At 69.3% G+C, this 15,305-nt stretch carries 7 protein-coding genes; 2 read left to right on the top strand and 5 right to left on the bottom strand.

The features are described from left to right. Nucleotides 1–35 precede the first annotated feature (35 nt). Nucleotides 36–914 (bottom strand): OmpA family protein, encoded by an 879-nt coding sequence (locus LG388_RS07400; RefSeq protein WP_225782217.1) that lies wholly within the window; start codon nt 912–914, stop codon nt 36–38. A gap of 17 nt (nt 915–931) precedes the next feature. Then, nucleotides 932–9,892: an ESPR-type extended signal peptide-containing protein gene (locus LG388_RS07395; RefSeq protein WP_225782216.1), complete on the bottom strand. Its 8,961-nt coding sequence runs from the start codon at nt 9,890–9,892 to the stop codon at nt 932–934. A gap of 327 nt (nt 9,893–10,219) precedes the next feature. On the opposite strand from LG388_RS07395, the gene LG388_RS07390 reads away from it, so the two are divergent. Together LG388_RS07390 and LG388_RS07385 are read left to right on the top strand one after the other, a co-directional pair. Next, nucleotides 10,220–11,203, top strand: a complete 984-nt coding sequence (locus LG388_RS07390; protein WP_225782215.1) for a hypothetical protein — start codon at nt 10,220–10,222, stop codon at nt 11,201–11,203. A gap of 83 nt (nt 11,204–11,286) precedes the next feature. Further along, entirely contained in the window at nt 11,287–11,745 is a 459-nt protein-coding gene (locus tag LG388_RS07385) for a DNA-binding transcriptional regulator (RefSeq protein WP_225782214.1), read from the top strand. A 55-nt stretch (nt 11,746–11,800) separates the two neighbouring features. Here LG388_RS07385 and LG388_RS07380 read toward each other — a convergent pair whose 3' ends face one another. The 3 genes from LG388_RS07380 to LG388_RS07370 form a co-directional block, all read right to left on the bottom strand. Then, nucleotides 11,801–13,168, bottom strand: coding sequence for an FAD-dependent oxidoreductase (locus LG388_RS07380; protein ID WP_225782213.1), 1,368 nt, complete (start codon nt 13,166–13,168; stop codon nt 11,801–11,803). Between the two features lie 85 nt (nt 13,169–13,253). After that, on the bottom strand, nt 13,254–14,216 hold the full coding sequence (locus LG388_RS07375; RefSeq protein WP_225782212.1) for a tripartite tricarboxylate transporter substrate binding protein: 963 nt from the start codon (nt 14,214–14,216) through the stop codon (nt 13,254–13,256). Between the two features lie 74 nt (nt 14,217–14,290). Next, complete coding sequence (locus LG388_RS07370) at nt 14,291–15,280, bottom strand: tripartite tricarboxylate transporter substrate binding protein (protein WP_225782211.1); 990 nt, start codon at nt 15,278–15,280, stop codon at nt 14,291–14,293. Between the last annotated feature and the right edge of the window lie 25 nt (nt 15,281–15,305).

The raw sequence follows: 15,305 nt of genomic DNA, 5'->3' as shown, positions 1-15,305 counted from the left end.
CAGGTGTCGGGAAGCCGGGCGGTGCGCCCGCGCGCTCAGCGGCTGCCGCTGGCCTGCGCGCTGACGTCCACGCGCCGGTTGGGTGCCAGGCAATCGATCAGCGCAGCGCGCGCACTCTGGCTGCACTGCACCACGGGCTCGGCGGCGCCCCGGCCGCGCGCGTCGATGCGCGACGCGGCCACGCCGCCTTCGACCAGCACCGCACGCACCGTGTTCGCGCGCTGCTGCGACAGGCGCAGGTTGTACTCGGCCGAGCCCAGGCGGTCGGTGTGGCCCACCACCTCCACGCGCTCGTACTGCGCGCCCTTCAGCTCGGCCGCCAGCCGGTCCAGGGCGCGTCGCCCTTCAGGCTTCAGGTCGGACACACCTGAGCGGTCGAAGGGAAAGAGGGCATCCGCCGTCAGCCGGAAGTTGCGCGTGGCCGCGGCCGGCACCGTCGGCGCGGCCACGGCCACGGCAGGCGCCGGCACCGGGGTGTCCGCCAGCAGGGCCGCGCAGCTGTCGGGCTTCCAGTGGAAGTTGCGCGCCAGATAGTCCTTGTCGAACAGCACCTTGTACTGGCAGGTGGTCACGCCGCCGCCGCTGCGGAAGTTGAAGACATAGTCCCACTCGCGCACGCCGAACATGCCTTCCTGGAAGTGCGGGGTGCCCAGCAGGTCGTACAGCTGGTCCTTGCTCAGGCCGGCGCCGACGGCGCGCAGGTTGTCCCGATTGACGAAGGTGCCCTCGGGCAAGGTGGCGCGGTTCGCGATGTCCGGGAACACCACTTCCGACGCCACGCCCTCGGCATTGAGCCCCTTGCTCACGACGGAGGTGCCGCAGCCGGCCAGCAGCAGCGCCGCACAGCCAGCGGCCACCCAGGACAGCACGGCAGAAGGCCGGCGCGACAGCTTGTTGCTTTCTTGCTTCTTCATGGTCTTCTCCTTGCGGCTCACCACTGGTAGCCCACACCCACCGACGCACCCACCTTGCCCCGCGTGTTGGCGGAACCGGTGATCTTGGTCACCCACTTGCCGTTGTCGGAAATCTTCGACAGGCCGATGGCGATCGCGCTCTGGCCTTCGTAGTAGCCCACGCCGGCCGCCAGCATGCTCTTGCCCGGCAGATAGGCCTGCGGCATGCCGGCCATGGCCATGGCGCCGGCCGTGCCCGCGTTGCCGTCGCGACGGTTCACGTCGATCTGGTTGCGCAGGTCGTTGAGCTGGTTGTTCACCACGCCCAGCACGCTGTTGCCCATGTGGTTGAGCTGGTTCACGTTCACCGCGTCGGTGCCCTGCGTGCCAGCCGCCACGTTGGTGATCTGCCGTTCGTTGCCCGCCGAGCCCACCGACATCACGTTGGCGCGGCCATCGTCGAAGGAGCCGGTGCCGATCGCGATGGAGTTGGTGCCGACGGCGATCGAGCCACTGCCGATGGCGGTGGCGTTCACGCCCACGGCGCTCGGCGCCTTGTAGTCGGTCACGTTGGCCGTGACCCACTTGTTGGCCGCCGTGTTCAGCTGGTTGACGTTCACCGCATCGCTGCCGTTCACGCCGTTGGCCACGTTGGTGATCGTGGTCGGACCGTTGCCGTTCGGGTTCAGGTGGACCTCGTTCTTGTTGTAGGTGCCGTCCACATTCTTCGTGTACTGCACCACGCCCGCCACGTCGGCATCGATGCCGTTCTTGCCATCCTTGCCGTCCTTGCCATTCAGACCGTTCTGGCCTGCAGCGCCCGTGGCTCCGGTGTCGCCCTTGGCTCCGGTGGCTCCGGTGGCTCCGGTGGCTCCGGTGTCGCCCTTGTCCCCCTTGGCACCTTGCGGACCTTGCGCGCCCGGCTGCCCTTGCGGCCCCTGCGGACCGGCGGGACCCGCAGGCCCTTGCGGACCGGCCGGACCTTCCGGCCCCTGCGGCCCCGTCTGCGTCGGGATGTTGTCGATGCGCTCGTTCAGCCCCTGCGCCACGGCGTACAGCTGGCTGCCGTTGATCGCATCGGTGCTGGTCGCCGTGATGGCACCGGGCGCCACGTTGGTGATCTGGCGTGTGGCGCCATTGGCACCGCCCACGCTCACCACGCCGACCACGTTGCTCGCACCGGCAAAGCCGCCGTAGTTGTAGGTGCCTCCGTTGGCGCCGGTGGTGGTGATGGACGCCGTGGTCACCGCGGCCGAGGCCCCCGTCACCGAGCCACTGCCCAGCGCCACGCTGTTGGCATGGCTGGCCGTGGCGTTCTCGCCCAGCGCCACCGAACCGGTGGCCGCAGCGGTGGTGCTGGCCCCCACGCCGGCCGCGATGCTGTTGCTGCCCTGCGCGCCGTCGTTGTTGTAGTTGCCGGCCTTGGCGTCGGTGCTGCCCACGCTGTAGAAGTGGGTGGCGCCCGCCGCCGCACTGTCGGCCACGGCCTTGAGCTGGCTCACGTTGACGGCGTCGCTGTCTTCGCTGCCCGCTGCCACACCCGTGATCTGGCGGAACTGGCCATTGGCCGCATCGCCCACGCTCACGGCGCCCAGGGTGCTCTTGGTGTTGGCAATGGCCGTGCCTGCGGCGGCGGTGGTGCCGGTGCTCGCGTCGTACCCCACGATGCCCCCCGCCGTGCTGGCCACCGCGCCGCTGCCCAGCGCCACGCCGCCCCCTTGGGTGGATTGCGCCTTGCTGCCAATGGCCACGCTGTCGTCGGCCAAGGCCGAGGCTTCATAGCCGCCCGCAAAACTGCGCTCACCCACGGCTCGGTTGAAGCTGCCGACGGCCGTGGAGGCAATGCCCGTGGTGCTGGCCTTGTAGCCAATGGCCGTGCGGTACGAATTGGCGCTGTCGTCGGTGGCACCCGCAGGGTTGGTCGCCCCCGTATTGGCATAGGTACCCACCGCGGTGTCGCCCACGCCCTTGGCCTGCGCCGCGAAGCCCACGGCACTGCCGAACTGACCCGCCGTCGTGCTCTTGGCTGCGGTGCCGTCGCCGCCACCGATGGCCGTGCCACCATAGGCACCGGTCGTGCTGGCGCCCGAGCCCATCGCCACGTCGTAGGCGCCCGCAGCCGAGGCGCCCCTGCCCGCCGCCATCGCGTCCGCACCCGTGGCCCCATCGTTGTCGTAATTGCTGCCCGCCGTCTTGTCGGTGCTGTTGACGCTGTAGTAGCGCGTGCGTGCCCCATCGAGCTGGCTCACGTTCACCGCATCCGTCGGGTTCACGCCCGCTGCCACGTTGGTGATCGTGTTGCCGCCGTTGTTCAACCCCGTGTTGGTCAGCGAGACGGGGCTGTTGGGGCCGCCCGTGATGCTGATGCCCGTGTTGTTCATCACCGTGTTGCCGGTGGTCACGCTGGTGAAGCTGGGGGTGTCGGACACCGCCAGCTGCACGTCCTTGCCGCTTTGCGTGATGGCCACGTTCTTGCCGGCCGTGAAGGTCACGGTGTCGCCAGGCGCCACATTGGCCACGCTGGTGCCGCTGACGCTGCCGCCCGCGGCCGCCGCCGTGGTCACGTTCCAGCCCTTGTTGGCCGTGGTGTTGACCAGGCTCAGCTGCTCCTCGGTGGCCGCGCGGCCCACCGTGGCAAAGCCCGGCTCGGTCAGCGTCGTGTTGGTCAAGCCCGTGATCTGGCCGGCCGCGCCGCTGATGTTGATCGGGTTGGCGCCACCCACCGCCACGCTGGTCGGGTTCAGGGTGGTGGTGTAGGTGCCGTCGCCCACGCTCACCACGCCTGCGCCCACGTTGGTGGTGCTGCCGCCTGCGTTGGTCACGGTGGTGCCCGCCACGCCGGTGGTGGTGGTGTTGCCCGCGCCGTCGGCGACCGTCAGCCCGCTGTTGTCCAGCTTGCCCTGGCCCGTGGTCACGCTGCCGGCGGCGCCCAGGTCGATCTGCTCGGCCAGCTTCACCGTCAGTGTATCCGTGCCGTTGGCCACCACGCCGATGTTGCCGTCGGTCAGCGTGCCGCTGGCGCCGCCCACCACGTTCAGGGTCTCGCCCAGCTTGCGGTCCACCTTCGCGCCGCTGTCGCCCACGAAGCTCAGCGGGCTGTTGGCCAGCGTGGTCAGCTGGCTCACATTGACCGCATCCGTCGGGTTCGATCCCGCCGCCACGTTGGTGATGGTGTTGCCGCCGTTGTTCAACCCCGTGTTGGTCAGCGAGACGGGGCCATTCGTGCCACCAGTGATGGTCACACCCGTGTTGTCCATCACGGTGTTGCCCGTGGTCACGCTGGTGAAGTTGGGCGTGTCAGACACCGCCACCTGCACGTCCTTGCCGCTTTGCGTAATGGCCACGTTCTTGCCGGCCGTGAAGGTCACGGTGTCGCCAGGCGCCACATTGGCCACGCTGGTGCCGCTGACGCTGCCGCCCGCGGCCGCCGCCGTGGTCACGTTCCAGCCCTTGTTGGCCGTGGTGTTGACCAGGCTCAGCTGCTCCTCGGTGGCCGCGCGGCCCACCGTGGCAAAGCCCGGCTCGGTCAGCGTCGTGTTGGTCAGGCCCGTGATCTGGCCCGTCGCGCCGCTGATGTTGATCGGGTTGGCCCCGCCCACCGCCACGCTGGTCGGATTCAGGGTGGTGGTGTAGGTGCCGTCGCCCACGCTCACCACGCCTGCGCCCACGTTGGTGGTGCTGCCGCCTGCGTTGGTCACGGTGGTGCCCGCCACGCCGGTGGTGGTGGTGTTGCCCGCGCCGTCGGCGACCGTCAGCCCGCTGTTGTCCAGCTTGCCCTGGCCCGTGGTCACGCTGCCGGCGGCGCCCAGGTCGATCTGCTCGGCCAGCTTCACCGTCAGTGTATCCGTGCCGTTGGCCACCACGCCGATGTTGCCGTCGGTCAGCGTGCCGCTGGCGCCGCCCACCACGTTCAGGGTCTCGCCCAGCTTGCGGTCCACCTTCGCGCCGCTGTCGCCCACGAAGCTCAGCGGGCTGTTGGCCAGCGTGGTCAGCTGGCTCACGTTGACCGCATCGGTCGGGTTCGACCCTGCCGCCACGTTGGTGATGGTGTTGCCGCCGTTGTTCAGTCCCGTGTTGGTCAGTGAGACGGGGCCGTTCGTGCCACCGATGATGGTCACACCCGTGTTGTCCATCACGGTGTTGCCCGTGGTCACGCTGGTGAAGCTCGGCGTCGCACTGGTGGCAATGGTCAGGTTCTGGCCTGCCTGCGTGATCGCGATGTTGTCACCTGCCGTGAAGGTGGCCGTGTCGCCCGGCTGCACAGGCGTCACCGTCGTGCCCGTCGCCGTGCCCGTGCCGGTCTGCGCGGTCGTCACCTTCCAGCCCTGGCCGGCGTAGCCCAGCGCGTCCTGCACCGTGGTGTAGCTGTTGCCGTTGACGGTCAGGCCCGTGGTCAGCGTGTTCGTGGCCCCGTTGTAGGTGGTGGTGCCGCCGATCGAGTTGGCGATGGTCGTGCCCAGGCCATTCAACTGGCTGCCGTTGACCGCCTCCTTGCTCGTGCTGCTGATGGTGCCTGGCGCCACGTTGGTGATCGCCAGATTGCCGGCATTGATACCGGTGGTGGTCATGCTCGGGCCACCGGTGATGACCACGCCCGTGGTGTCCATCTTCGTACCGCCCGTGGTCACACTGCCGGCTGCGCCCAGGTCGATCTGCTCGGCCAGCTTCACCGTCAATGTGTCGGTGCCGTTGGCCACCACACCGATGTTGTTGTCGGTCAGCTTGCCCGTGGCCCCGCCCACCACGCTCAGCGTCTCGCCCAGCTTGCGATCCACCTTGGTGCCGCTGTCGCCCGTGAAGCTCAACGGCAGGTTGCCCACCGCCTTGAGCTGGCTCACATTCACTGCGTCACTGTCATTGGTACCCGCTGCCACGCCCGTGATCTGGCGGTACTGGTTGTTCGCCACATCGCCCACGCTCACCGCGCCCAAGGTGCTCTTGGTGTTGGCGATGGCCGTGCCGGCCAGCGCCGTGGTGCCGGTGCTCGGGTCATAGCCCACGATGCCGGCGGCCGTGCTGGCCACCGAGCCACTGCCCAGCGCCACAGCGCCAGCCACCGTGCTCTTGGCACTGGTGCCCAAGGCCAGTGCGCCCGTCGCGCCGGCGGCCACCACGGACTCGTTGCCCAGGCTGATACCCCCCTCTGCACCGGTTTCCACCTTGGCCGTCCCGCCAATGGCCACCGCATAGTCGGCCAGCGCATTGGCGGCCGGGCCGAACGGCACCGTTGGATCGGTGCTGAGGGCCGAGGAGCCGCCGATCGCCACCGCGCCCAGGCCGCTGGCCTTGGCCGACTGGCCCATGGCCTGTGCGCCAGCGCCGGTCACCTCGGCACCCCGACCGATGGCCTGCCCGCCGGGGCTGTCGAGCGTGACGTGAGCGGCATTGCCGATGGCCAGGGAACCATCGCTGTCCGCCAGGGCGTAGTAAGGCGATTGGGCGCCAATGGCAATGCTATTGATTTCGTTGGCTCGGGCCGCACCGATGGCCACTGAGCCACCGTAGGCAGTCTGCGCATCGTGGCCCACTGCCGTGGCCCCAAACATCGTCCCTCCCGTGGGACTGACCGACCCCACGGTACCCACCTTGGCATTGGTGCCGATGGCCACACTGTTTTCGAACACCTCGGGCGACGAAGCGTCCAGAGGAACCGCGGCGTTCGTGCCGATGGCCACGCTGCCGTTCGAGCCGGCACTGGCGCCGATGCCGGCAGCCAGGGCCTGGATGCCCGTGGCGCCATCGTTCTTGTAGTTGGTGCCGTCGCCCGGCAGGCGCACGGCGCCCGTGTCATTGACACTGTAGTAGTGCTGCTGTACTGCCTTGAGCTGCGCCACATTCACCGCGTCGGAATCCTCCGAACCCGCAGCCACACCGGTGATCTGACGGGTGACATACTCACCGGAGCCCACGCTTACCTCTCCGTGTGTGCTGTTCCACACACCACCGGCAGGCGCTGCGCCACCCGCCGGGTTGTAGCCGGGCATGCCCGGTGCCCTGCTGGCCCTTGATAAGCTGCCCAGCGCAACACTGTCTTCCGTTTCGGCATAGGCACTGGCGCCCAGCGCGACGGAACGTGCGCCCTCAGCCACCGTGGAGCTTGGCCCGTAGACGCCGATTGCCACAGAGCTGTAGCCCCTTGCGATCCCGCCAACCGAAACTGCGTAGTCCGCGCCGGGTTCAACGATTCCATTGATCGCGGTCGAGTTCGTACCCTCCGCCTGTGCACCCGAGCCTGCTGCCAGCGCGCCCGGGGCTTTGGCGCCATCGTTGTCGTAGTTGCTATTGGGGCCGGTGGCGTTGGAGTTGACGCTGTAGTAGCGCGTCTGCGCGGCTTGCAGTTGCGCCACGTTGACCGCATCGCTGTCATAAGTGCCCGCCGCCAGATTGGTGATCTGACGGTTGCCCCCCAACCCACCGCCCACACTCACCGCCCCCAATGTGGTGCTGTTGGTGTTCTCGATGTTGGTAACTTGCGAGGCCGATGCGCCTCCCGGGATGTACCCCGGATTGCCGCCAGATGTGTAGGCCACGCTGCCCGCACCCAGCGCCACGCCATCATCCACATACACATTGGTGTTGGCGCCCAGGGCAACAGCGCGGTCCATGCCAGCCAGCGCACGGTTGCCAATGGAGACCGCGTTGCTATAGGTGGACTTCATACCGGGCGTGATGACCGTCGGGGAATTGCCGCTCGCATCAAACGGAACAGCGGTGCCCGCTTCACTTCCGATGGCCACGTTGCCGCTGCCTATCACGGCTACACCGGCACCCAAGCCTGAAGCCACATTGTTGGAGCCTGATGCGAGTGCGCCAGCGGCATACCCAGCGTAGGTATTGAGCGCCCCCGCACTCTTGTTGCCCGAACCGGCACCCACAAAAGTCGACTTGGCGGCATTGACCGATTCGGCACCCGCCTGCAAACCCACGGCGGTCGTCATCGTGGACCCTGTGGACGTGCCCAAGGCACCTGCGCCCACGGCCACGTCATAGGCCCGGGCCAACGCGTTGTTGCCCAAGGCATAAGAAAGATCTCCAAGCGCCTGCGCACCAGAACCAATGGCAACGCTGTACGAGCCCTCTGCTTCTGTGGCATAGCCCACTGCGGTTGCCGTGAGGCCGGTTGCGGCGGCTTTGTCACCCACGGCCGTCGCCGACTCGGTGGTGGCCGTTGCCCGTGTGCCCGCTGCCAACGCGTTGATGCCAGTGCTGGTGGCGCCGTCGTTAGCATAGTTGGCCAACTGCTTGCCGTTGTCGTTGACGCTGTAGTAGTGCGTCTGCGCGGCCTTCAGCTGCGCCACGTTCACGGCATCGGTCGCCGTCGACCCAGCCGCTACACCCGTGATCTGGCGCGTGGCGGTGGCCGCGCTGCCGGCCGTGCCGCTGCCCACGCTCACGGCCGCCAGGGTGCTGTTCCAGGTGGCGCCGCTTTGCTTGGTGAGCGCGCCGGTCGTCGGGTCATAGCCGGCAACACCTGCTGCGGTGCTGGCCACCGAGTTCTGCCCCAGCGCCACACCGCCCGCCTGGGTCACGCTGCTATTGCTGCCCAACGCCACGGCGCCACTGACGTTGTTGTTGGGCGTGCCCGTGGCGTCGGTGCCCAGATAGACGTTGTTGCCCAACGCGAACGCGTTGCTGGTGGCAGCACTGATCTTGTTGTTGTTGCCGACGCTGTAGCTGTCGGCGCCATTGATGACGCTGGGGTCGCCCAAGGCGCCCGAGCGTGCACCGGCCACCACATTGCCGACACCGATGCTTATGCTGCTTGCACCCGAGGCCACAGCGCCCTTGCCGATCGCAATGGCCTGCAGGCCAGATGCCTCTGCATCGCCGATGGCGATAGTGTCCGTCTGACTCGCCAGGCTGCCGTAGCCCATCGCCGTGGCACGTGCGCCCGTCGCCTGCGCCGCGTTGGCGGCTGTGTCGCTGCCGCCCATGGCCACGGCATTGGCCCCCGAAGCCACTGCGCGCGTGCCCAGGGCCGTTGCGTCCGTTCCAGTGGCCTGCGCACTGCGCCCCACCGCCAGACCGCGCAATCCGGTGCCCTGCGCGTCATCGCCAATGGCAATCGCGTAGTCCTGGGTCGCGTCTGCCGAGCGCCCCATGGCCAATGCACTGGTCCCGCTGGCCACCGCGCTGCCGCTCATCGCGATCGCATTCGTGCCCGTTGCCTTCGCAATGCGGCCGATGGAAATGGCGCTTGTGGCAGTAGCTTCGGAGCCGTTGCCGATGGCCACGGTCGAATCCGCCGTGGCGTCGGTCGTCGTCCCCATCGCCACCGCGCGCGAGCCCGTCGCTTCGGCCGAGTCACCGAGCGCCACGGCACCTGGTGCCGTGGCCTGGTTGATGCGCCCCACCGCCACGGCGCCATCACCGGTCGCGGTGTTGCTCGAGCCGATGGCCACCGCGCCGACGCCGTTGGCCTTCTGGCCGTGCCCGACGGCCACCGCACCGCCGGATCCTGTGGTGAAGGTGGAGGCCGCGGTGCTGGCCTCGGCCCCGTTGCCGATGGCGACGTTGTAAGACAGCGAGTCCACGGTCCCCGCGGCGGACTGGGCACCGGCTCCGATGGCAATGCCGTTCTGACCCAAGGCCTTGGTGGACGCGGTGCCCAGCACGATGGCGTTGGCACCGGTGAGGTTGGTGCTCACCCAGTTCGCCAAGGTCGTGAAGTTCGGGCTCGCGCCCACGCCGGCTGCGCCGGTCACGGTGGCAAAGCCGCCGTTGCCCGTGGGCACCTGGCAGACCCAGGCCGCGGTGGTGGCTCCTGCGGGACGCGAGCAGGAAGCCCCTGTCGTCGGGTCAAAGGTCTGTGCGCCCGCCGGCGTGCTCAGCGCCCCCAGGGCCACCAGCATGCCGCCCACCAGGCCGCGCAGGCGCCACACGGGTGCCGCTGTGGATGTCCCTGCGCTGCTGCGCTTGCCGCGTGCCGAGGTGATTTCGCTGGCCGCCACCCACGCGCCCAGCGACTCGTTCCAAATGCTCCGGTAGCTCTTGTTCATGACTCTTACCTCGATAATTTGACGAAGGGACAGCCTACGAAGCGGCCTCGCATCCAGCGGCCACGGGTCTAGGATGGGCGACTGTAGAAAGGTCGCCGTCGTTTGTGGTGTGATCAGGTTGGCAAAACGTGGCACGCAAGTGCGACATACCATGATTGCGTGAAATCAATCACAAAGAACAACGATTGATTCCAAATGTGAATGCACTCAGCTCTTTGCTCTGAATATGAAAGCGTCGCATTACCGCCACGGGCCCCTCAGCCACAATGGCGGCGGTGCTCAGTCACGCGGCGTCGAGCCGCATCTTTCTCATCCAAAAACGACACCATGCAAAAAAACCGATTCGATCTCTTCTCCCTGTCCGCTCTGGGCCTGGCGGCCGCCAGCGTGATGGCGTTGGCGGGGTGCGCCTCGGGCTCGGGCGGTAGCGCCGGCTCCGCGGGCGCAGCTGCTGCGGCTCCACCGGCCGCCGCGCCGGCCCCGGCACCTGCGCCGGCGCCCGAACCCGCCGCACCCGCGGGCCTGGGCTATGCCGAGGTGGCCGCCACCCTCAAGGGTCCGATCACCAAGGCCCGCCAGGAACTGATCGGCCAGACGGTGTCGGTCGACCTGCAGCGCGCCACGGGCCGCGGCGCCGCCGCAGGCACATACATGGTGCAGGCGGGCGACAACGTGTTCTTCCGCTGCCTGAGCACGGAGCGCGGCTTCCAGGGCGGCCCGGTGAGCGCCGAAGTGCGCGCCGTGCGCATGCCAGCCAGCGGCGCGACGCGCACGGTGGAGCTGGCCCGCTGCGAGGCCGGCGCCGGCGCGGCCGCCCCCGCACCGGCTGCGGCACCCGCCCCGCGCGCTGCAGCGCCGGCACCGGCGCCCGCGCCTGCGGCGGCCGCACCGGCCCCGGCCGCTTCGGGCGGCGCCGGCACCGTGGGCGCCGGCAAGCCGGGCATGGACGCGCGCGGCAACGTGGTGGATTCGTCCAAGGTGGAAGCCGGCAGCGGCCGCACCGTGAAGGGCCTGAACGACTACGAAGGCGAGATCACCGGCAACCCCGCCCCGGGCAGCAAGTTCACGCGCCTGCAGATCGGCATGCCCGTGCGCCAGGTCACCGACCTGATCGGCCCGCCCACCGACCAGGGCGCCTACGTGACGGGCAAGGCCTTCATCCCCTTCTATTTCGGCGGCGACCGCCACCGCTACGAGATGACCTACAAGGGCCAGGGCCGCCTGATCTTCGCCGGCGGCGGCATGGGCGACTACACCAGCGGCAACCTGATCTGGATCATCCACAACGCCAACGAGAGCGGCTACCGCTGAGGCCGGATGCGGCAACGCCCCGGCACGATGCCGGGGCAAGCCGCCGACAGGCCCCACCGGCCCGGCGTTGCAGAATGACGCGCATGAGCAACTTCGCCTCCCTGCTGAAGGCCGAGATTTCCCGCGTCGCGCGCAAGGAAGTCCGGGCCGAAATCGAATCGCTGCGCAAGGCCAGCGCGCAACAGCGCGGCCACATCGCCGCGCTGCGGCGACAGATCCAGGACCTGGAGCGCGCGCTGCGCCGCGCCGCCCGCAGCGCCCCGGCGCACGGGACGGCCGGCCCGCCCGCGGCAGGCTCGGCGCTCGACAGCGAGCCGCAGCGCCGCTTCAGCGCCCAGCGGCTGGCCAGCCACCGCAGCAAGCTCGGCCTGTCGGCCGCGGCCTATGGGCAGCTGGTGGGCGTGTCGGGTCAGACCATCTACAACTGGGAACAGGGCCAGGCGCGGCCACGGCCGGAGCAACTCAAGAAGCTGGTGGCCGTGCGCGTGCTGACCAAGGCGTCTGCGGCGGCACAGTTGCAGAACGCGGCCGACGCCGGTTGAGGCCGCGTCGCGCGCCTGGTTGCCGCGCGACGTGTTCCAGTTTGAAGAAGGAGGCTCAGGCCACGCCGTCCAGGTCGGCGCCGTCGGCCTTCAGCCGCCGCTGCAGCGCGGCGACGTCGATGCGCGCGAAATGGCCCTGCTCGCCCAGATGCGCGGCGGCGGTGCCGGCCGCCTGCCCCATCACGAAGCAGCCGCCGCTGGCGCGCGCGGCCGACTGGCCTTCGTGCGTCATGCTCGCGCAGCGGCCCGCCACCAGCAGGTTGGCCACCCCTTGCGGCACCAGCATGCGCCACGGCAGGTGGTTGTAGGCGTTGGCTTCGTCGCGCGGGAAGGCCCACTGCACGCCGCCATCGGCATGCAGCTCCATCGGCCAGGCGTTCAGGCCGATGCTGTCGTCGAAGCGCGCCGAGGACAGGATGTCCTCGCCCGAGAGGGCATAGAGCCCCGTGATGCGGCGCGTCTCGCGCAGGCCCACCTGCGGCGCAATCTCGACGATGGCGGCCTTCTCGAAGCCCGGCACCTCGGCCTGGAGGAAGCGGAAGTACTCGGCGATCTGGCGCCGGCCCTCGACCTCGCCGGCGCTGAACTCGCGCGCGTCCACGCCGTTCATCGCCGTGCCGCGTTCGTTGCGGATCTGCGTGACGTTGGCGCGCCATTCGCGCGGGTCGATGTTGGGCCGCAGGATCGCGCCCTCGCGCGGGAAGCGGTACGCGCCCGGCTTGGCCGCCTGCACGCGCGCCATCACGTCGTTGATGGCCTTGAACTCGCCCACGGCCGCGAGGGCGGCGGGCGCATCGACCTGGCCGACGCGGAACATGGTGGTGGGGAACAGGCCGCTGCCCGCGCCGTCGCCCAGCTCGAAGGGCGCGCCGGCGAAGGCGGCCAGGTCGGCGTCGCCGCTGCAGTCGATGAAGGCCTTGGCGCGGATGGCCTGGCGGCCGGACTTGGTCTCGACCACCAGCGCGGCGATGCGCTGCGCGCCGGGCTCGCCTTCGAGCAGCACGGCCGCCGCCCAGGCATGGAACAGCAGGTCCACGCCGGCGTCGATCGCGAACTGGTCGGCCGCGATCTTGTAGACCGAGGTGTCGTAGGAACGCACGCGGATGCGCCCGCCCATGCCGTCCTGGGGCTTGTTCAGGCCGCCCAGCGCGGCTATGCGCGCGAGCAACTCGTCGGCCACGCCGCGCACCAGCAGCTGCATTTCGCCGCCGCGCTTGCCGTACAGGCCCGCGAAATTGGTCACGCCGCCGGCCGTGCCCATGCCGCCCAGGAAGCCGTAGCGCTCCACCAGCAGCGTGCGCGCGCCGTGGCGCGCCGCACTCACGGCTGCCGCGATGCCGGCCGGGCCGCCGCCCACCACCACCACGTCGTATTCACCGAAGACCGGCAGTTCACGCGCCGGCTCATGCAGGGAAGAAGTCATCGTTGTTCACTCCGAAAAATGCAAAGGGCTTCGCACACCTGCCCGGGCAGGTGCCGCGAAGCCCCTCTCACAGGGCGCAGGCCCCTTACTGGATCTTGATGCCGCGGGTCTGGATGATCTTGGTCATGATCGCCGCCTCTTCCTGCACGCGCAGGCGCATGCCTTCGGGCGAGGTGCCCACAGGCTGCCAGCCCTTGTCGAACAGCGACTGGCGCACTTCGGGCGTGCGCATGATGCGCGCCAGCTCGTCGCCGATGCGGGTCTTGGCAGCCTGCGACAGGTTGGCCGGGCCCAGCAGCGCCGTCCACACCTCGAGGTTGAAGTCGCGCACGCCCAGGTCGGCCAGCGGGGCGATCTGCGGTGCCAGCGTGCTGCGGCCGCTGGTCAGGCCCACGGCCTTGAGTTTGCCCGACTGCGCCTGCGGCAGCGCGATGCCCGGCGGCACCAGCGCCATCTGCACCTGGCCGCCCAGCATGCCGGTCACGACCTGCGGGTTGCCCTGGTAGGGCACATGCTCGGCCTGGAAGCCGGGGATGCGGCTCTTGAGCAGTTCCATGCCCAGGTGGCCCACCGAGCCCACGCCCACCGAGCCGTAGTTCCACTTGTTGCCCGAAGCCTTGGCGGCGTCGAGGAAGGCCTTGCCCTCGGGCAGATCATTCGTGGCCACCAGCACCAGCGGCGCGGTGGCGATCAGCGACAGGTAGCTGAAATCCTTGGCCGGGTCGTAGGGCAGCTTGGGATAGAGCATCTTCGACGACGTGAGGTTGCCGTTGATGACGATGCCCAGCGTGTGGTCGTCGGTGGACTTGGCCACGATGTCGGCCGCGATGTTGCCCGAGGCGCCCGCGCGGTTGTCCACCACCACGGGCTGGCCCAGGGCCTTGGCCAGCGGCTCGGCGATCACGCGCGCCGCGATGTCGGGCGTGGAGCCGCCCGGGAAGCCCACCACCAGCCGCACGGGCTTGGTGGGCCAGGCCTGGGCATGGGCCACGCCGGCTGCGGCGAGGGCAAAGGCGGAGAGCAGAAGGGCTTTGCGGCGCTGAATCATGGTCGGTAGAGAAGCGGGATTGCAAAAAGTCACAGTCTATCGGCCGACGCGAAAGGACGCGCCGGCCGTGGACCCTATTCCAGGCTGATGTTGCCGCGTTGCACCAGCTCGCCGTAGGTGCGCGACTTGGCCTCGGCCTCGCGGCGGATCTGCTCGGGCGACCAGGCCAGCGGCTCGAAGGCGAAGGTGTCGAAGCGCGCGCGGATCTCGGGGTCGGCGATGACCTTGGCCACGTCGGCGTTGATCTTCGCCTGCACGGCCGGCGGCACGCCCTTGGGCGCCACGAGGGACACGAAGGAGTTCACTTCCAGCCCGGGCGGGCCGCCGGCCTCGCCCATGGTGGGCACGTCGGGCATCTGCGGAATGCGCCTGGCGGCGGCCACAGCGATGTAGCGCAGCTTGCCGGCCTTGTAGATGCCCTGGCTCGACGGGAGGCTGGCGAAGGCCCAGGGCACCTCGCCCGTGCCCACGTTGGCGTACAGCTGCGACACCTCGCGGTAGGGCGCATGCTGCATCTGGGTGCCTGCCAGCGCATCGACCTGCTGGCCGCCCAGGTGCCCCGGGCTGCCCACGCCCCAGGAGCCGTAGACGATCTGGCCCGGGCGCGCCTTGGCGTCGGCGATCAGCTCTCCCATGGTCTTCCACTTGGACTCGGTGCCCACAGCCACGAAGAAGGGCGTGCGAAACAGCGAGGCCACCGGGTCGAAATGCTGCAGCGTCTGGAAGTTGCGCGACTTGTACAGATGCGGCAGCGCGGCGATGTGCTCGCTGTCCAGCTGCAGCAGGGTGTAGCCGTCGGGCGCGGCGCGGCGCGCCTGGTCGATGGCGATGAAGCCGCCGCCGCCGGGCTTGTTCTCCACCACCACGCGCTGGTTCCACAGGCGCCCCAGCTTGTCGGAGACGAGGCGCAGCACGGCGTCGGGCCCGCTGCCGGCCGCGAAAGGCGTGATCAGCGTGACGGGCCTGGCCGGGAAGTCGGCAGCAGCGGGTGGCTGCGCGAAGGCCGCGCCGCCCAGCAGCGCGAGGCCCAGCGCCAGGGCGCTGCGGCGGGGGAGTCGGTTCATGGTTCTTGTCTCCTTGTGGGTGATG

Source organism: Xenophilus sp. Marseille-Q4582 (assembly GCF_916700565.1).
Classification (GTDB): domain Bacteria; phylum Pseudomonadota; class Gammaproteobacteria; order Burkholderiales; family Burkholderiaceae_C; genus Xenophilus.
Note: the sequence above shows the minus strand (reverse complement) of the source record. Positions and strands in the feature narration are given on the sequence as shown.